This window comes from Pseudomonas sp. JV449 (genome assembly GCF_032424295.1).
Classification (GTDB): domain Bacteria; phylum Pseudomonadota; class Gammaproteobacteria; order Pseudomonadales; family Pseudomonadaceae; genus Aquipseudomonas; species Aquipseudomonas marginalis.
Map to the genome: position 1 here is coordinate 81,986 of NZ_VYKD01000014.1, position 18,710 is coordinate 100,695.

The following is an 18,710-nucleotide window of genomic DNA, read 5'->3' on the forward strand; positions in this document are numbered from 1 at the left end:
CCTTTTATGGTGAGTCCAGTGACCTTGGGGTCACGGTTGGCCGCACTTCATCGGAAGGTGATGAGTTGCGGCGCCTTCAACAGTTGCAAGTGGGTGTGACTGTTGAAGGAAGCCAGTGCCACCTCGCGACCGCGGAATTTCAGCTGGTTGAGCGAGGTGTTAACAATTTGCCAGTTCAGTTCGAAGGCCTGGGCGGCAGGCATCCGGGTAATCAGGTGGAGCAGGGCGGTGATGGTGCCGCCGGAGGTGAACACGGCGATCTTCTGCGTGTTGTTCGCCGCTTCCAGAATGCGTTGCAGGCCACCCTGGACGCGCTCGACGAACCCCAGCCAGCTTTCCAGCCCCGGGGTGTCATAGGTGCCGGCCAGCCAGCGCTCGATGATCAGGGCGAAGATGCGTTGGAACTCGCTGCGGTTTTGCGCGGCGTTGCGCAGGATGTCCAGAGCGTCGGGTTCGCTGCCGAGCAGGTCGGGGAGCAGGGCGCGGATGATTGCGTCGGCGTCGAATTCGTTGAAGGCGCTGTCGGTTTCCAATGCAGGCACCGGCAGGCCGAGGGTGCAGTATTGATCGAAGGCGGCAGTAGCGGTGTGCTGCTGGCGGCGCAGGTCGCCGGCGATGCAGCGGTCGAACACCAGGCCCATATCCGCCAGGTGGCGGCCGAGCACTTGCGCTTGTTCCACGCCGACGGGCGATAGCACGTCATAGTCGTCTGCACCGAAGGAGGCCTGGCCATGTCGAATCAAATAGATGCTGCCCACGTCCGTTTTCCCGGTACGTTGAAAGTCTGGCGAGGTTATGAGGATGCCAGGGTGCTGTCAATGAAAAAACATACGCTTGTTTTAAAAGCTCGTTGGAGCGCGTTCCTGCTGGCGGTTTGAGCACTGGCCGCCCGGCGATCCCGTCGGTATGCTTGGGCAATCCGCGCCTGGCGCCGTGCATTGTTAAGGAGACACATGGATTTTTTGGCTGAATACGCGAGCTTTCTGGCGAAGACTGTCACCCTGGTGGTCGCTATTCTGGTGGTCTTGATCAGCTTCGCGGCACTGCGCAGTAAAGGGCGTCGCAAAGCCGCCGGCCAACTGCAAGTCAGCAAGCTCAATGACTTCTATAAGGGCCTGCGTGAGCGCCTGGAGTCGAGCCTGCTCGACAAGGAGCAGCTCAAGGCCCTGCGCAAGTCCGAAAGCAAAGCCGAAAAGAAGAACGGCAAGAAGAAACCCGAGGTCAAGCCACGGGTGTTCGTGCTGGATTTCGACGGTGACATCAAGGCCTCGGCCACCGAGAGCCTGCGCCATGAAATCACCGCGCTGCTGAGCCTGGCCACGCCCAAGGACGAAGTGGTGCTGCGCCTGGAAAGCGGCGGCGGCATGGTCCACAGCTACGGCCTGGCGTCGTCGCAACTGGCGCGTATCCGCCAGGCGGGCGTGCCGTTGACCGTGTGCATCGACAAGGTCGCGGCCAGCGGCGGCTACATGATGGCGTGCATCGGCGAGAAGATCATCAGCGCACCGTTTGCCATCCTCGGCTCCATTGGCGTGGTGGCGCAGTTACCCAACGTCAACCGCCTGCTGAAAAAGCACGACATCGACTTTGAAGTGCTGACCGCCGGCGAGTACAAGCGCACCCTCACGGTGTTTGGCGAAAACACCGAGAAAGGCCGCGAGAAGTTCCAGGAAGACCTGGACATCACCCATCAGCTGTTCAAGAACTTCGTCTCGCGTTATCGCCCACAGCTGGCGATTGATGACGTAGCGACCGGAGAGGTGTGGCTGGGTGTTGCCGCGCTGGATAAGCAACTGGTCGACGAACTGCAAACCAGCGACGAATACCTGGCCACCAAGGCCAAGACCGCCGAAGTGTTCCACCTGCACTATGCCGAGCGTAAAAGCCTGCAGGAACGGGTGGGCCTGGCGGCCAGCGGCTCGGTAGACCGGGTGCTGCTGACCTGGTGGAGTCGCCTGACCCAGCAACGCTTCTGGTAAGGCCCTTTGAGGTATAGGTAATACCTGTGGGAGGGACGGTGCGACGATTCGACTTGCCCCCGATGGCGGCCTGACAGCCGACCAGGCCGACCAGGATGTTGGATCAGGCCGAGTACATATCCGTTGCTTCGGTAACGGCGGCTATTGGTTCCGCCCTTACGGCGGCTCACTTTTGAAAAGCGCAAAAGTAAGCAAAACGCTTCGCCCCACCACTCGGCACCTCGCCTAGGCTCGGTGTGCCCGTAATCCGACAGTGATTTGGGGGGCCGCCGCCACGCGCCATCCATGGCGCGGGGCGGCTAAACCGGCATCCCTGCCGGTTTACCCCCCAAATCACTATCGAATTCCGGCCAGCGTGGTTTAACGGGGCGCCTGAGATCAAGATCAAGAGCGGCTCGCTTCGCATCGTGGTTAGCGTTGGCTGCTACAAAGTTTTGTAGATACCTATGCTCATCGGGGGCAAGTCGAATCGTCGCACCGTCCCTCCCACATTCAGTTCGGTGTGGGTATCGGCTTGCGCATCAGCCTCCCCACCACCAGCGCTCCGAGCAATCCCAGCACACCCGCCACCCACAATACGTAACTGAATCCACCCACAAACGCCTGCTGCGCCAGCGGTTGCACCATCGCCCGTGCCGGCTCGGGCAACAAGCCCATTGCCGCCGGCATATCCCCGGCCACCACCCGTGAAGCAATCCCCGCCACCTGCGCCTGCCATTGCGTGTCGATACGTGCGCGCAACACGTGCTCGCTGTGGCTGCTCAGCAGTGCGCCATACACGCCAATCGCCAACATGATCGCGCTGAACCGCATGGTGGTGCTCATGCCCGACGCCATCCCCGCACGGTCCCGTGGCACGCAGGCCATGATGTTTTTTTGCGTATCACCATTGAGCAAACCGGCACCGGCACCGGTGACGGCAATCGCCAGGGCGAAGGGCAGGTAGCCGCCGATATTCACCGCCCAGGCACTTAGCAGGTTGCCGCAGCCCACCAGGGTCAACCCGGTTGCCATCATCGTTGCCGGTGCGAAGCGCCCCGCCAGCCGCGCGCCGATCCGGGGACAGACCAGCATGGTCAGGGCGAACGGCAGCATGCCCAGGCCCGAGGCAATCGCGGAGAAGCCCAGGCCGTTCTGCAGATAGAACGGCAGCAGCGTCATCATCACTTGGGCACAGCCGGCGTAGGCAAACATCCCGAGCAAGGCGCCGATAAAACGCGGGTGGCGAAACAGTTGCAGGTCCACCATGGGCCGCCGCTGCACACGTTCGACCCCTACAAATACACCCAGCAACACCGCACCGCCGATCAGGCGTGCATAGGTCAGCGGGTTATCCCAGCCGATACGGTTGGCCTCGATCAGGCCCCAAATCAGGCACAACAGGCTCGCGCTGAAGGCCAGGCTGCCCCACGGGTCGAGGCGGGCGGATTGGCTATCGCGGGATTCCGCAATGGCGTGCAGCACCAGGCTCATCAGCGCCAGGCCCACGGGCAGGTTGAGGTAGAAAATCCAGCGCCAGCCCAGGTACTCGGTGATCAAGCCGCCCAGGGTCGGCGCGGCCGTCATCGCCACGCCCATGCAGGTGCCCCAGAACGCCCAGGCCTTGGCCCGCTCGACTTCATCGTGGAAGGTGTGGCCAATGGAGGCCAGGGCTGACGTGAGCAATAACGCTGCACCGACGCCCTTGACCGCGCGGGCGATATCCAGCCACAACGCACTCGGCGCCGCCCCGCAGCCAACGGAGGCGAGGATAAAAATACTCAGGCCCCAGACCAGGGATTTCTTGCGCCCGAACCGGTCGGCAATGCTCCCGGCCGGTAGCAGCAAGGCGGCAAACGCCAGCATGTAGGCGCTGACCACCCACTCGATATCGGCAAAGTTCGCCCCCAGGTCGCGAGCGATGCTCGGCAGGGTCACGGCGACGATATTGGTGTCGAGCACGATCAGCGAGCAGACGCCGGACGCGGTCAGCAACGTCAGGCGCGGGTTGACCCGGCTCATGATTGGATTACCTTACAGGCAATAGGGGAAATGCAGGTGATGGGCATCGCAAGGGCGCTCCAGTGGTGAGGTGCTTCGAGCTTATCCCTGGCCACTGCTGGTATTGTTAGCCGCTGTGGAGCACTTCATTACCTTTGAGCTAATCCTGTTATGGATATCCGCCATTTTCGCTACTTCCTCGCCGTGGCCCGGCAGCGCAACTTCACCCGTGCCGCCGAGCAATTGGGCATTGCGCCACCGACCCTGAGCCGGCAGATCCAGGACATGGAAACCAGCCTGGGCACGCGCTTGTTTATCCGCCGGCAACGCGAAGTCAGCCTCACCGAAGCCGGCGCCGCCTTGCTGGTCGAGGCCGAAGCCACCGTGCGCCAGTTTGAATTCGCCCAACGCCATGCCCAGCGTGCCGGGCGTGGCGAGATCGGCCATATCGAATTGGGTTACGTGGCTTCGGCGCTGTACGCCGGGCTGTTGCAGCGGCAGATGCGTGCGTTCGGCCAGGCATTTCCCGACGTCAGCGTGACGGTGCGCGAATGCGCCATGGCCACGCTGCCGAGTGCGGTGGCGGACGGGCGCTATGACATCGGCTACATCCGCTCGCCGATGACCTTGCCCGAGGGGGTGGAGGCGGTGCGCCTGGACGGCGAAGGTTTTGTCCTGGCGCTGCCCCAGGATTCCTGGCTGTTGGGGCTCGCGGCCATAGGCTGCGAACACCTGCAAAACGAGACATTTATCCTGCCGGAGCAAATCAGCGGCACCCTGCATATCGCCGCGCAAGGCGGTTATGCTCCGCGCCTGGGGCCACAGCCGGGCGGGCTGGTCGCGGTAGTGGCGCTGGTGTCGATGGGGCAGGGCGTGGCGGTGGTGCCCGCGTCAATGGTCGGGCATGTGCAGTTGCCGGGCGTGGTGTACCGCAGCATTCAGGGCTGCGACGCATCCTCGTGGCTGTCGCTGATTCACCGGCGCTTCGAGAAAGCGCCGGCGGTGGCGCGGTATATCCAGCAGGTCAAGCACTCAGGCGCGGCTGCACCGAATCCGCCAGGCGCGTAAGGATCAGGCAGCACGACACCGCCCCCGCATCCAGCACGCCGAGTGAGCGCTCGCCCAGGCGACTGGCGCGGCCGATCTTCGCCACCAGGTCCTTGGTGGAGTCGCGCCCCTGGGAGGCGGCGGTTTTCATCGCCTCCAGTGCATCACTGAAGGACGCCCCCGAGGCGTGCGCGCGCTCGAAGGCTTCCACCGCCGGGATCAATGTGTCCATCAGGCACTTGTCGCCCACGCCCGCTTCGGTGATGTCCTGCAACGAGGTCAGGCCGCCGCGCAACAGGTGGGCGAAGGTGGCCGCGTCGATGTCGTCACGGCCACGCACTTCGTCGGCCATGCCGATAAACAGGCTGCCATACAACGGCCCCATGGAGCCGCCGATGCCTTCCATCAGGCTCAGGGTCAGTTCATCCAGGGCTTCGGCGAGGGTCAGTTGGCGACCTTCGATCGTGCGCCCGCAATGGGCGAAGCCCTTGGCCATGTTGATGCCATGGTCGCCGTCGCCAATCGCGCCGTCGACTTCGCTGAGGTATTCACGGTTGGCCACGATCACGCTGACCAGGTCGGTGACGATGGCGCTGCCGTGGTGGCTGGAAAAATGCTGGCTCATGGTTCAGTCCGCCTGGGTCATGCCGATGGAGCGGCAGGGTTGGTCGATCAGGGTTTTCAGCTCGGCGTCGAGGCCGAGCAGGGTCAGGGTCACGCCCATCATTTCCAGGGAGGTGAAGTAGTTGCCGACGTAGCAGCGGTGAATCTTCAAGCCCTTGGCCTTGAGTTGGCGTTCGACCTCGGCATAGAAAATATACAGCTCCATCACCGGCGTGGCGCCAAGACCGGAGACCAGCACCACCACGCTGTCATCCTGGCTGAAGTCGCGGTCGGCGAGGATCGGCGCGAGCATGCGCTCGGCCATGGCGGCGGCGGATTCGATCGGGATGACCTCAATGCCTGGTTCGCCGTGATGGCCGATGCCCAGTTCCATCTGGCCGTCGGGGATCTGGAAGTTGGGCTTGCCCACGGCGGCAATGGTGCAGGGCGTGAGGCCGATGCCAATCGAGCGGCACTGGTCGACGGTTTTCTGCGCGACGCGAATCACGCCGTCGAGGTCGTAGTGCTGGGCGGCTGCGGCACCGCCGATCTTCCACATGAAGATTTCCCCGGCCACGCCTCGACGTTTGGCGATCTCGGCCTTGGGCGCGGAGGCCACGTCGTCGTTGGCGACCACGGTGCGGATGCGCATGTCTTTGCTGGCGGCCATTTTCATCGCCAGCTTCACGTTCATATTGTCGCCGGCATAGTTGCCGTACAGGCAGGCCACGCCGGCGCCATGGTCGGCAGCGCGGAAGGCGTCGAAAAAGCTCTTGGCGGTGGGCGAGGAGAAAATCTCGCCGACGGCCACCGCGTCGACCAGGCCGGGGCCGACATAGCCGAGAAAGGCCGGCTCATGGCCGGAGCCGCCCCCCGTGACAATGCCGACACGCCCTGGTCCGGAAGGCCTGGCCTTGACGATCACCCGTGGGTTGCTTTCGTACTGGCGCAGTTCGGGGTGCGCGACCAGGATGCCGCGCAGCATGTCCTCGACCACTTGGTCCGGATCGTTGATGACTCGATTCATAACGCGGGTTCCTGTGTTCTTTTTGTAGGAGCGAGCTTGCTCGCGAAAAGCGTGAAGACACCGCGTTTATCCAGAAGCCCCGCGTTATCGTTGTCGACCTTCGCGAGCAAGCTCGGCTCCTGCAGTAAAGCGGTTGTGTGTTCCTAGGGTTCGAGTACAACCTTGAGCGACTTGTCGCCACGTTCCATCACCGCAAACGCTTCCTTGAAGTCCGCCAGGGCGAACTTGTGGGTGACTACATCGCGCATATCGATCTTGCGGTTGCCGATAAAGTCGATGGCCCGCGGGTACATGTACGGCCCCAGGTGCGAGCCGAGGATGTCCAGCTCCTTGCGGTCGCCGATGATCGACCAGTCCACCGTGGCCTCGTCGTTGAATACGCTGAACTCCACGAAGCGCCCCAGCTTGCGCAGCATCGCCAGGCCCTGGTTCACCGCCTTGTGGTGCCCGGTGGCCTCGATATAGATGTCGCAGCCATAGCCGTCGGTGATCGCGCGGATGTTGGCCAGTACGTCCACTTCGGCCGGGTTCCACACTTCGTCGGCGCCCATGCGCAGGGCGAGGGCGGCGCGTTCGGGTTTCATGTCGAGCACGATGAGTTTTTTCGGGTTGCGCAAACGCACGGCGCCGATGATGCCCAGGCCCAGGGTGCCGGCGCCGGCGACCACCACAATGTCGTCATGGTCGACGTTGGCGCGTTCCGCCGCATGCAGTGAGCAGGCCAGGGGTTCGATCAGGATCGCTTCGTCGGGGGCGATGGATTCCGGCACTTTGTGAATGATGCCTTCCTTGGTGAAGATCATGTACTGGGCCATGGCACCCTGCACATTGTTCTGGAAACCATAGAGGTCGTGTTTCTGGCACATCCAGTACTGGCCGTGGTTGCAGAAGCGACAGCCCCAGCACGGCACGATCTGCTCCGAGATCACCCGGTCACCGACCTTCACGCCGCGCTTTTCCGCGCCCGGGCCCAGGGCCACCACGCGACACACGAACTCATGGCCGGGGATCATCGGCGGCTTGACGTAGCGCGGTTGCTCGGCATCGCCCCAGAACGACGGCGCGCCGCGATAGGTCTTGATGTCGCCCATGCAAATGCCGCACAACTCGACCTTGGTGAGGATCTCATCGGGGCCGGGCGTGGGTACGTCGACGGTTTCCAGGCGATAGTCTTCCGGGCCGTGGCAAACCACGGCCTGCATGGTTTTCGGGATGGCCGGCGAGAGTTGTTCGGGTGTGCGTTCGGTGACAGTGGACATGACAAAACCTCACGACAGATAAATGAATTACTGAATGCTGTAGCCGCCGTCGATCACCAGGTTGGCGCCGGTGATCATCTGCGCGGCATCGCTGAGCAGGTACAGCGCCAGCCCGGCGATTTCCTCCGGCTGCGCAAAGCGGCCCGCCGGGATCTGCAATTTGGCCCGTTCGCCGACTTCACCGGCCCAGGCCTTCTTGCCCAGCGCGGTCTCGACGATGGTGGGGGAAATGGCGTTGACATTGATGTGCGGCGCCCATTCCATGGCCAATACCTTGGTCATGCCGACGATGGCCGCCTTGCTGGCGCAGTAGGCGACGTGGCGGTCGAGGCCGATCACCGCGGCCTGGGACGCGAGGTTGACGATGCGCCCGCTGCCCTGGGCGAGCATGTGCCGGGCGCAGGTCTGGGCCACGAAAAAGTTGGCCTTGAGGTTGATGTCCAAGGTGGTGTCCCAGGCGCTTTCGCTGACATCGACGGCCTTGTCCAGCAGGGCCACGCCGGCGCTGTTGATCAGGTAATCCAGGCGTTGGAAGTGTGCGAAGACCTGGTCGATGGTGTGTTGCACCTGGTTGATCTGGCTGAGGTCGACGGCAATGCCCAGATGCCCGGCACCCAGGCCCGCTGCCACTTCAACCACCGCCGGGTCGCGGTCGAGCAAAGCCACGCGGGCGCCGCGCTCCACCAGCAGGCTGGCACAGGCCAGGCCGATACCGGCGGCGCCGCCGGTGATCACCGCGCAACGGCCGTTGAGGTCGAAGGCTTGGTTCCAGAATCCAGACATGCATGACTCCTCTTTCAATAACGATCGAGATCCAATGTGGGAGGGGGCAAGCTCTCTCCCACACTTGACTGTATTTCAAGCCAATGACTACTTACCGCCACTGACTTGTTTGTACAGCGCATCGGCGTTGGCGTTAGTCACGGGCACCCACGGCAGGATGTAGGTCTTGGCCGTGCCATCGCCCCATTTCAGGTCCTTGGCATAGCGCTCCCAGATCACCGACTGCGGCTTGTAGTCCTTGCCGGCCAGTGCGCGCAACGCCACGTCCAGTGCGCCCTGGGACTGGGCCTGCGCGTCCTGGAGGAAGGTGGTGACTTCGTCTTTCTTCGCCGCCTGGATCGCGTCCGGCATGCCGTCGATGGACGTGACGGGCACATCCTTGGAGGTCAGGCCGTGGGATTTGAGGGCCTGCACGGCGCCGAGGGCCATGTCGTCGTTCTGCGCGATCACGCCGTTGATGCCTTTGGGGTGGGCGTTCAACCAGTCTTCGGTCAGCGCCAGGGCCTGGGCGCGGTCCCAGTTGGCGGTCTTCTTCTCGATGATCTTGATGCCAGGGTGCTTGCCCAGCACTTCCAGCTCGCCTTTTTCGCGGTCGATCTGCGCCGACTGGCCAATCGGGCCCTGGATGATCACTACGTTGCCCTTGCCGTTGAGCTTGTCGACCATGGCCTGGGCCTGCAGGCGGCCGCCTTCCACATCATCGTTACCGACGTAGGGCACCGAGGCGTCGGCGACCTTGGTGTTGGAGGCGATAACCACCACGTCGTTGCTCATGGCTTGCTTGACGGTGCCGACGCCGGCCTTGGTGTCGATCGGCACGAACAGGATCGCGTCGTAGCGCTGGGTCACCATGTTTTCGATCTGATTGTTCTGGGTCAGGGCGTCGTAGTTGCCGTCGAACACCGTCAACTGCACGGTGCCGTCCTTGACCGCCGGGTGCTCCTTGAGCTCGCGGACCCAGTTCTGCATGAACTGGCCCTTGAGGCCATAGACGGCCGCGCCGACCTTGTAGGTCTTGCCATCGGCGGCCATTGCGATACTGCCGGCGAGCAGGGAGAGAGCCGCCGCGGCGGCCAGGGTGGTACCAAGTTTCATGGGGGGAACTCCGGTTATTGTTGTAGTGGTCGTTCTCTAGCGTTTTTTCTTGCGCCACACGTCGATCAGTACTGCAAACACGATGATCAGGCCCTTGGCGACCTGCTGGTAATAGGAGGACACGCCGAGCAGGTTCAGGCCGTTGTTGATCACGCCGATCAACAACGCGCCGAACAGCGTGCCGACAATGCTGCCGGTGCCGCCCGACAGGCTGGTGCCGCCGATGACCACGGCGGCAATCGCGTCCAGCTCATAGGACACCCCGGCCTGGGGCAGGGCGGAGGTGGTGCGTGCCGACAACACCACGCCCGCCAACCCGGCGAGCAGGCCGGACACCACGTACACCGAAAACATCACCTTGCGCACGCCGATCCCGGAGGTGCGCGCGCTTTTTTCATTGCCGCCCACCGCGTACACATAGCGGCCGTAGGTGGTGTAGCGCAGCACCATCCAGAAGATCAGCGCGACCACGGCGAAGATGATGATCGGCACGCCAATCGGGCCGATCTTGCCGATGCCCAGGGCCAGGTAGGCGTCGGGCAGGTCGGTGATCGGGCTGCCGTCGTTGAGGATGAAGGTCATGCCGCGGGCAATGCTGAGCATGCCGAGAGTGGCCACGAATGGCGGGATCGACAGGTTGGCGACCATAAAGCCGTTGACCACGCCGAGCATCGCCCCGGCAAACATCCCCGCACTCACCGCCGCCAGCAGCCCGTAGCCCTGGGTCGCGACCATGGCGCTGCACAATCCGGCAAAGGCCAGGATCGAGCCGACGGAAAGGTCGATGCCCTTGGTCAGGATCACGTAGGTCATGCCCACCGCGAGGATGCCGTTGATGGAGGTCTGGCGCAGGATGTCCATCCAGTTGCGCCAGGTCATGAAGTACTCGCTGGAAAACGCCATCACCACGCACAGCAGGATAAACACCAGCGGCAGGCCGAAACGGTCGAGGGACAGGCGCAGGCGGTTGCGTGGCGCTGTGGTGATGGGGGCGGCAATGGTTTTGGCATTCATGAGGCAAGACTCAACAGGGCTTCCTGGGAAAGGGCGGTGTCGGTGCTGATGGTCACCAGGCGGCCGCCCTTGAAGACGGCGATGCGGTCACTCAGGTGCAACAGTTCCGGGGCTTCCGACGACACCACGATGGCGGCGCCACCGGCGCGCACGAATTGATCCAGCAGGTGGTAGATCTCCTGCTTGGCGCCCTCATCGATACCCCGTGTCGGCTCATCGCACAGCAGGCACACCGGTTCGGTCGACAGGCATTTGGCGAGCACCACTTTTTGTTGGTTGCCGCCGCTCATGGACGCCACCGGCAGTTCCAGTGAGGTGGTTTTGATCTGCAGGCGCTTGACCATGTCCTGGGCCAGTTGGGTTTCCTTGCGCGCATTGATCAGCGACCAGCTCGACAGGCGCTTGTAGGCCGACAGCGCAATGTTGGAAAGAATGCTGCCGGTAAGCACCAGGCCGCTGTCCTTGCGGTCTTCGGTGACCAGCGACATGCCGGCATTGATGGTCGCCTTGGGCAGGCCCACGGGCATGGGCTTGCCTTGCAGGGTGACGCTGCCGGAGTCCGCCACGGTCAGGCCATAGATGCAGTTGAGGAATTCACTGCGCCCCGAGCCCATCAGGCCGTAGATGCCGAGGATTTCACCCTGGCGCAGTTGCAGGCTGATGTCGTGGAACTCACCGGCGCGGCTGAGGTTGTCGACTTGCAGGCAGGTGTCGGCGGCGCATTCGCGGCCGACCTTGTGGTCGATGCGGGTCAGTTCCTGGCCAACGATGCCGCGCACCAGGTGGTCGCGGTCGATATCGGCCATGCGTCCGCTTTCCACAAAGGCGCCGTCGCGGAAGATGCTGTAGTCATCGGCGATCTGCGCCAGTTCGCTCAAGCGGTGCGATACATAGACGATGCCGGCGCCCCGCGCGGTGAGGCGGCGAATCGCCTTGAACAGGGTTTCGGCTTCGCGCTCGCCAATGGCCGAGGTGGGCTCGTCCATGATCATCACCTGGCAGTCATGGCTGAACGCCTTGGCGATTTCCACCAGTTGGATCTGCGCCACGCTCAGTCGGTGCATGGGGCTGCTGGCGTCGACATCGAATTCAAGGCTTTCCAGCAGCTCGCGGGTGCGGCGGTTCAAGGCCTTGTTGTCGACGATGCAGCCGGCGCGGCGCGGTTCGCGGCCCAGCCAGATGTTTTCGGCGACGGTCATGTAGGGGATCGGTTCCAGTTCCTGGGTGATCATCGCGATCCCCGCCGCGAGGGCTTCGCTGGGGCGATTGAACTGTACGGCGGTGCCGTTGAGCAGAATGCTGCCGGCATCACGCGGGGTGATGCCCATCAGGATGCTCAGGAAAGTCGACTTGCCTGCGCCATTGCCGCCGCACAGGGCGTGGACGCTGCCGGCCCGCAGAGAGAGGCGCCCGTCACGCAGGGCAGGGATCCCGGCGTAAGCCTTGGCGACGTGTTCAGCCTGGAGCAGTAATGGCGTGGCCATCGGCGTGTCCTCGTGCTGTGAATTCTTGTTAGGTCGCACAGTCATGTTTCGCTGTGATCATATGTGTATCAAATGAAATTCTGATCAGTCAATCTCTTTCATGTAAATGCTGAGATTCTGATCTTTTTCGCCAATTACCCTTTTTTAGAGCGCTTTGACTGGAAAGTCAGTTAAATCCTGCTTGACAGGAGAGGGTTACGCCTGCGAAATGAATGAGAGAAATTTCATTGAGTGATCAGTTGATCAGTCATAAGCACTCACGGCAGCGGAGCCAGACACCATGAACACACCTTTCCCGGTGGCTATCGGATGCGATGAAGCGGGTTTTGAGCTCAAGGAGCTGTTAAAGCGCCATATCGAGGCGCTGGGCTATCCGGTGACCGACTTCGGCACCCATTCCACCGCGCCGGTGTTGTACCCGGACATCGCCCTGGCCGTGGCCACCGCCATCAACGCCGGGCAGCAGCGCCTGGGCGTGCTGGTGTGCGGCACGGGGATCGGCATGGCGATCTCGGCCAACAAGGTGCTCGGGATTCGTGCGGCCCAGGCCCATGACACGTACTCGGCAGAGCGGGCGCGCAAGAGCAACGATGCGCAGATCCTCTCTATCGGCGCGCGTGTGATCGGCGCCGAACTGGCGAAAAGCATCGTCAAGTCGTTCTTGGAGTCGGAGTTCGAGGCGGCACGTTCCGGGGCCAAGGTCGAGCGCATCAATGCGATCGAGCGCGATGGGCATCAATAGTGGACGTAGCAGGGCAAGAGTCGGGAGAATGCGCCTTTGACGCCGAAACGGAAGCCCGTCCCCATGAGTGACAGTACCCAGCGCATGGCCAGCGATATTGATCAGATGACTGAAGTGGCGATGCTCTATTACCTCGAGAACGTCACTCAGGAAGCCATCGCCAAGCGCTTCGACCTGTCCCGGGCCAAAGTCAGCCGATTGCTCAAGCGCGCGCGGGATGAAGGCATTGTCGAGGTGCGCGTCTTGCAGCATCCGGCGATGAACAACGAGCTGGAACAGGCCTTGGTGGCGCGCTTCAAGCTGGATCGCGCGTTGATCGCGGTGGACCACAGCGACCCCGATACCCAGCGCTCGGCGGTCGCCAGCCTGGTGGCCAACTACCTGAACAAGACCTTGAGTGACGGCATGATCGTCGCCGTGGGCATGGGCCGCAACGTCGGCGCCGTGGCCGATAACGTGTTCCTGCCGGTGACGCGCAACTGCACATTTGTCTGCGCCATTGGCGGTTCGCTCAAGGCCGGCGAATACATGAACCCCGATCACATCTGCCGGCGCCTGGCCCTGCGCTTTGGCGGCGAGAGTGAAAGCCTGTACGCCCCGGCCCTGGTGGCCAACCCGGAGTTGCGCGGGGTGTTGATCAACAACGACACGGTGCGCTCGACCCTCGACCGTGCGCGGCGGGCTGACATGGCGCTGATCGGCATCGGCGACATGAGCGAAAACAGCAATATGGTGCGCATGGGCTGGTTCTCGCCCCAGGAGATCGCCCAGGCACGCTTGTCCGGCACCGTGGGCGACATGATGGGCTATGACTTCATCGACATCCACGGCCAGCCGGCGGTCAACGCGATCCAGGGGCGAGTGATCGGGTTGACGGTGCAGGAGTTGTTTCGCATCCCGGACGTGGTGGCGATTGCCAGCGAGAACACCAAGGCGGCGGCGACGTTGGGGGCGTTGCGGTCGGGGGTGATCAATACGTTGGCGACGACGGTGACGAATGCCCACACCATCCTGGCGCTGGACGATGCAACCCGTAAAACCTGACACGCCCTCGTCGGGGCATGGGTATCTACACAACGTTGGCTCAACGCCGGACGCCCGGCAGACAGGGCTGTTGTGGTGAGCGGGCTTGTCGAATCGTCGCACCGCCCGCGCCGGGCTGCGAAGCAGCCCCAGTAAAGAAGTACGCGGTGTATCAGGCACTCTGTAGAGGCTGGTTTTGGGGCTGCTTCGCAGCCCAGCGCGGGGCAAGCCCGCTCACCACAGAGATTTGGCAGGATCTGAAAATACTCATGCTCATCGGGGGCAAGCCGTCTCCCACATGATTTTGTGTGGGGGTCGAAGACAGGTTTTGTAATAGTTTTGCGTTGCAGGAAATTTGTATTTCGCCTGTAGGATTCAAGTCCTTTTGTTATTTCAGGACCTGCATGAACATCCTCTCGGAGCCTCCCAGTCGTCTTTCCCCAAGACATCCGCCGCCGCTGTTCCCGCTGAAACACCCCGTATCCCGACTGCCAGCCGTGTCCCGGTCCACTGACCGCGCCTTGCCGTGCCCGGCATTCTGAAACCTGTAGAGAGACTTGTATAAATGGAATGGTTAGCGGATCCAACGGCCTGGCTCGGCCTGTTGACCTTGATTGTGCTGGAACTGGTGCTGGGCATCGACAACCTGGTGTTTATTGCGATCCTGGCGGATAAGCTGCCGCCGGAGCAGCGCGACCGAGCGCGCTTGATCGGTTTGTCCCTGGCGTTGCTGATGCGCCTGGGCTTGCTGGCGAGTATTTCCTGGTTGGTAACCCTGACCCAGCCGCTGTTCGAGGTGTTCGACAAGAGCTTCTCCGGCCGTGACCTGATCATGCTGTTCGGCGGTGTGTTCCTGTTGTTCAAGGCCACCATGGAACTGCATGAACGCCTGGAAGGCCATGTGGCCCAGCGCACCGGCAACGTGGCATACGCGATGTTCTGGCCGATTGTGGCGCAGATCGTGGTGCTCGACGCGGTGTTCTCCCTGGATGCGGTGATCACGGCCGTGGGCATGGTGGATGAGCTGGCGGTGATGATGATCGCGGTGATCATTTCTATCGGCCTGATGATCGTCGCGAGCAAGCCGCTTACACGCTTCGTCAACGCCCACCCGACGGTGATCATGCTGTGCCTGGGCTTCCTGATGATGATCGGTTTTGCCCTGACCGCTGAAGGCCTGGGTTTCCATATTCCCAAGGGCTACCTGTACGCGGCGATTGGTTTCTCGATCCTGATCGAGGTGTTCAACCAGATTGCCCGCGCGCGTCGCAAGAAGTCGGCCCAGGGCGTGTTGCCGGTGCGTGAGCGCACGGCCCATGCGGTGATGCGCTTGCTCGGCGGTCGCAGCCTGGCGGTGGAGGAGGTGGGGGAAGAGGTGGCTGACCTGTTGGGCGAGACGGATGCCGCCCAGGGGCCGCTGTTCGACCGACGCGAGCGGGTGATGATCAGCGGTGTGCTGCAACTGGCCGAGAGGCCGATTCGCAGCTTGATGACGCCGCGGGCCAACGTCGACTTTATCGACCTGGCGGACGACCCCGACACGATTCGCCTGAAGCTGATGCATTCGTCCTATTCGCGCCTGCCGTTGATCCGCAATGGCGCGGTGGATGAACCGTTGGGCTTTGTGCATAAGAAGGAATTGCTCAAGGAGTACCTGGCCGGCAACGAGCCGAACCTGGAGCACCTCGCACGCCGGGCGATCAACCTGCTGGAGAGCTTTTCGATCCTCAACGCCCTGGAACAGATGCGCCAGGAATCCACCCATATCGCCTTCGTGATCAACGAATTCGGTGACTTCATGGGCGTATTGAGCATGACCGACATTCTTGAATCCATTGCCGGTGAGTTGCCGGACGCCAGTGAGATCGAAGGGCCGGATATTGTCGAGGAGGGCGCGGGCTTCCGTGCCAATGGCGCCCTCAACCTCACCCAGATTCGTCAGCGTACCGGCTTCAAGGCCGTCGCGACCGAGGACTACCAGACCCTGGCCGGCCTGGTGATGAGCCTGCTCGACCGCCTGCCTGTGGTGGGCGATAGCCTGGAGCATGAGGGCTGGCGCCTGACGGTGGCGGCGGTAGAGGAGCGGCGGGTGACGCAGGTGTTATTGCAGCCTTGCGGCGTGCATAACGCCTGAAGGTGTCCTCCACAAACTGCGCTTGCTGCTCCTCGGGTCCGAAACCCTTGAATGTTTCCATCAAGGTGCCGTTCTGGAAGACCAGCAGCGTCGGGGTGCCTGTAACCTGCGGGTGCCTCGGCGTTTTCGCGCAATCGAGCACCAGGCTCACTACTGATCGGTACTGGGCGGCAATCTGCTCAAACAGCGGCCCGGCTACCTCGCAGGCCGGGCAGTGAGCTGAGATGAACAGCATGAACACCGGGCGCGAACTGCTCAGCACGCGCCGGTAGTCGTCGGTAGTGGCAATGGTTGCAGTGGCAATCCCCATGATGATCTCCCTTTGGACCGTGCAGGTTTTTTACCAACGCTAGGCCCGGGGACCGTCACCGTCTACTGTCAACCTTCACAGGTCTGCCTCACGCTCCACCCGTTCCCGGGCCTTGCGCGCCTGGTTTGCGCACTTGCGGTATTCCTCATTGTCCCGGGAGGCCTTGGCCCGGCGGTAGTCGTGGTGGTTCTGGCTGGTGTAGTTGGTGTCGAAGGCTTCCTTGAGCCTGCGCAGTTCTTCCTTGCAGTCGCGGCGGTCGTTGCTGGCCGACGCGTTGCCGGCTGCCAGCAAGGTGAGCATCACCAGGGTAAGGCATGACTTCATCAGGGCAGGGTCCTTGTCGGCAGGGATGTGCCAAGGCTAGTCCAGCGTGGGGATTTTTCCACGCTGCGCGCGCACTGCAACGGTGCGCAGTAACGCTGTCGCAGTGCGTCCAAAGGGACCTGTCACCGCCATATGGGGCCCTGGGTAGCAAAGTGATTGCAGATGCTGGCGTAGCGCCTTGTCTCCCCGAAATATTTATCTATCTGATTTAAAAAGCCTTTATTGCAGGCATGTTTTTCTTTGAGGGCGTGTGGCACACTTTCTGCTGTCTATTCCGTTGTTACATACTATGTTCCGGTATAGCGGAATACACAACTCCTGGAGTGCTTGTCATGCATCACCGACCTTCCGTGTTCAAAGCGTGTGTTTTTCTCTTCGCCGCATCGGCTTCCCTCGCAGGCATCGTGCAGGCGGCGGACAGCAAGCTCGATGATGTGCTCAAGCGTGGGCACCTGATCGTGGGTACAGGCAGTACCAATGCGCCGTGGCACTTCCAGGGAGCGGATGGCAAGTTGCAGGGGTTTGATATCGACATCGGCCGTATTGTGGCCAAGGGCTTGTTCAACGACCCGAGCAAGGTCGAGTTTGTGGTGCAGTCGTCCGACGCACGCATTCCCAACCTGCTGACCGACAAGGTCGACATGAGCTGCCAGTTCATCACCGTCACCGCCAGCCGTGCCCAGCAAGTGGCGTTCACGCTGCCGTACTACCGCGAAGGCGTGGGCCTGCTGCTGCCGAACAACAGCAAGTACAAGGAAATCGAAGACCTGCAGGCGGCGGGCGATGGCGTCACCGTGGCGGTGCTGCAGAACGTGTATGCCGAAGAACTGGTGCACCAGGCGCTGCCCAAGGCCAAGGTCGACCAATACGACAGCGTCGACCTGATGTACCAGGCGGTGAACTCCGGTCGCGCCGATGCCGCCGCCACCGACCAGTCCTCGGTCAAGTACCTGATGGTGCAGAACCCTGGCCGCTACCGCAGCCCGGCCTATGCCTGGAGCCCGCAGACCTACGCGTGTGCGGTCAAGCGTGGCGACCAGGACTGGCTGAACTTCGTCAACACCGCGTTGCATGAAGCCATGACCGGTGTGGAATTCCCCACCTACAAGGCGTCGTTCAAGCAGTGGTTCGGTGTGGACCTGCCGGAACCTGCCATCGGCTTCCCCGTCGAGTTCAAGTGATTCGTGAAAACCGGGGCGCCGCCAACGGCGCCCCCATCAGGTACTGCTGACCATGAACTATCAGTTGAACTTTGCCGCCGTGTGGCGCGATTTCGACACCTTGCTGGCGGGGCTCGGCCTGGGCCTGCAACTGGCATTGCTGTCGATCGCCATCGGCTGCGTGATCGGCCTGTTGATGGCGTTTGCCATGCTGTCCAGACATCGTGCGTTGCGAATCCTGGCCTCGGTGTATGTGACGGTGATCCGCAATACGCCGATCCTGGTGCTGATCCTGTTGATCTACTTCGCCTTGCCTAGCCTGGGTATCCGCCTGGACAAGATCCCCTCGTTCATCATCACCCTGTCGCTGTACGCCGGTGCCTACCTGACCGAAGTGTTCCGCGCCGGGCTGTTGAATATTCCCAAGGGCTTGCGTGAAGCCGGACTGGCCATCGGCCTCGGCGAATGGCGGATCCGCGCCTATATCACCGTGCCAGTGATGCTGCGCAACGTACTGCCCGCGCTGTCGAACAACTTCATTTCGCTGTTCAAGGACACTTCCCTGGCCGCCGCCATCGCAGTGCCCGAGCTGACCTATTACGCCCGCAAGATCAACGTCGAAAGCTACCGGGTGATTGAAACCTGGCTGGTCACGACCGCGCTCTACGTGGCGGCCTGTTACCTCATTGCCATGCTGCTCCGTTACCTGGAACAGCGTCTGGCGATCCGTCGTTAAGGAGGGTGTC

Annotated in this window: 17 protein-coding genes and 1 pseudogene; 7 read left to right on the top strand and 11 right to left on the bottom strand. The window is 62.2% G+C overall.

Going from position 1 to position 18,710, the window contains the following annotated elements; all coding sequences use genetic code 11:
• Positions 1-47 precede the first annotated feature (47 nt).
• On the bottom strand, positions 48-758 hold the full coding sequence (locus F6S08_RS13025; RefSeq protein ID WP_074847015.1) for a histidine phosphatase family protein: 711 nt from the start codon (positions 756-758) through the stop codon (positions 48-50).
• 195 nt (positions 759-953) lie between these two features.
• Here F6S08_RS13025 and sohB point away from each other — a divergent pair, with 195 nt between their 5' ends.
• On the top strand, positions 954-1,979 hold the full coding sequence (gene sohB, locus F6S08_RS13030) for a protease SohB (protein ID WP_065927176.1): 1,026 nt from the start codon (positions 954-956) through the stop codon (positions 1,977-1,979).
• A 492-nt stretch (positions 1,980-2,471) separates the two neighbouring features.
• Here sohB and F6S08_RS13035 read toward each other — a convergent pair whose 3' ends face one another.
• Positions 2,472-3,980, bottom strand: a complete 1,509-nt coding sequence (locus tag F6S08_RS13035) for an MFS transporter (protein ID WP_315871690.1) — start codon at positions 3,978-3,980, stop codon at positions 2,472-2,474.
• A gap of 150 nt (positions 3,981-4,130) precedes the next feature.
• Here F6S08_RS13035 and F6S08_RS13040 point away from each other — a divergent pair, with 150 nt between their 5' ends.
• Positions 4,131-5,027, top strand: coding sequence for a LysR family transcriptional regulator (locus tag F6S08_RS13040; protein ID WP_065927174.1), 897 nt, complete (start codon positions 4,131-4,133; stop codon positions 5,025-5,027).
• Here F6S08_RS13040 and dhaL read toward each other — a convergent pair.
• From dhaL to F6S08_RS13075, 7 genes are all read right to left on the bottom strand, one after another.
• Complete coding sequence (gene dhaL / locus F6S08_RS13045; protein WP_065927173.1) at positions 4,984-5,631, bottom strand: dihydroxyacetone kinase subunit DhaL; 648 nt, start codon at positions 5,629-5,631, stop codon at positions 4,984-4,986. The two genes, F6S08_RS13040 and dhaL, sit on opposite strands and share 44 nt — an antisense overlap.
• A gap of 3 nt (positions 5,632-5,634) precedes the next feature.
• Positions 5,635-6,636, bottom strand: coding sequence for a dihydroxyacetone kinase subunit DhaK (locus tag F6S08_RS13050; RefSeq protein ID WP_065948190.1), 1,002 nt, complete (start codon positions 6,634-6,636; stop codon positions 5,635-5,637).
• Between the two features lie 143 nt (positions 6,637-6,779).
• Complete coding sequence (locus F6S08_RS13055; protein ID WP_065948191.1) at positions 6,780-7,895, bottom strand: MDR/zinc-dependent alcohol dehydrogenase-like family protein; 1,116 nt, start codon at positions 7,893-7,895, stop codon at positions 6,780-6,782.
• Between the two features lie 27 nt (positions 7,896-7,922).
• Entirely contained in the window at positions 7,923-8,678 is a 756-nt protein-coding gene (locus F6S08_RS13060) for a GolD/DthD family dehydrogenase (protein WP_315871691.1), read from the bottom strand.
• Positions 8,679-8,765: 87 nt separating this feature from the next.
• Positions 8,766-9,773, bottom strand: coding sequence for a substrate-binding domain-containing protein (locus F6S08_RS13065; RefSeq protein ID WP_074847011.1), 1,008 nt, complete (start codon positions 9,771-9,773; stop codon positions 8,766-8,768).
• A gap of 36 nt (positions 9,774-9,809) precedes the next feature.
• On the bottom strand, positions 9,810-10,787 hold the full coding sequence (locus tag F6S08_RS13070) for an ABC transporter permease (protein ID WP_027608638.1): 978 nt from the start codon (positions 10,785-10,787) through the stop codon (positions 9,810-9,812).
• Entirely contained in the window at positions 10,784-12,271 is a 1,488-nt protein-coding gene (locus F6S08_RS13075; RefSeq protein ID WP_074847010.1) for a sugar ABC transporter ATP-binding protein, read from the bottom strand. The genes F6S08_RS13070 and F6S08_RS13075 overlap by 4 nt, the downstream gene beginning before the upstream one ends.
• A gap of 280 nt (positions 12,272-12,551) precedes the next feature.
• Here F6S08_RS13075 and rpiB point away from each other — a divergent pair, with 280 nt between their 5' ends.
• The 3 genes from rpiB to F6S08_RS13090 all read left to right on the top strand — a co-directional run bounded on the left by rpiB (position 12,552) and on the right by F6S08_RS13090 (position 16,170).
• On the top strand, positions 12,552-13,013 hold the full coding sequence (gene rpiB / locus F6S08_RS13080; protein WP_016969738.1) for a ribose 5-phosphate isomerase B: 462 nt from the start codon (positions 12,552-12,554) through the stop codon (positions 13,011-13,013).
• A 63-nt stretch (positions 13,014-13,076) separates the two neighbouring features.
• A complete protein-coding gene (locus F6S08_RS13085) occupies positions 13,077-14,057 on the top strand; it encodes a sugar-binding transcriptional regulator (protein ID WP_027608636.1) in 981 nt (326 codons plus the stop codon).
• Positions 14,058-14,601: 544 nt separating this feature from the next.
• The gene (locus F6S08_RS13090; RefSeq protein WP_027608635.1) at positions 14,602-16,170 is read left to right on the top strand and encodes a TerC family protein; all 1,569 of its coding nucleotides are present in this window, start codon (positions 14,602-14,604) and stop codon (positions 16,168-16,170) included.
• A 19-nt stretch (positions 16,171-16,189) separates the two neighbouring features.
• On the opposite strand, the pseudogene F6S08_RS13095 reads toward F6S08_RS13090, so the two are convergent.
• Positions 16,190-16,480: pseudogene (locus F6S08_RS13095) on the bottom strand (thioredoxin family protein); the annotation flags it as partial.
• Between the two features lie 75 nt (positions 16,481-16,555).
• The gene (locus tag F6S08_RS13100) at positions 16,556-16,804 is read right to left on the bottom strand and encodes a hypothetical protein (protein ID WP_065927168.1); all 249 of its coding nucleotides are present in this window, start codon (positions 16,802-16,804) and stop codon (positions 16,556-16,558) included.
• A gap of 332 nt (positions 16,805-17,136) precedes the next feature.
• On the opposite strand from F6S08_RS13100, the gene F6S08_RS13105 reads away from it, so the two are divergent.
• Together F6S08_RS13105 and F6S08_RS13110 are read left to right on the top strand one after the other, a co-directional pair.
• Complete coding sequence (locus tag F6S08_RS13105) at positions 17,137-17,985, top strand: transporter substrate-binding domain-containing protein (RefSeq protein ID WP_027608633.1); 849 nt, start codon at positions 17,137-17,139, stop codon at positions 17,983-17,985.
• A gap of 52 nt (positions 17,986-18,037) precedes the next feature.
• Complete coding sequence (locus F6S08_RS13110) at positions 18,038-18,700, top strand: amino acid ABC transporter permease (RefSeq protein ID WP_027608632.1); 663 nt, start codon at positions 18,038-18,040, stop codon at positions 18,698-18,700.
• Positions 18,701-18,710: the final 10 nt, after the last annotated feature.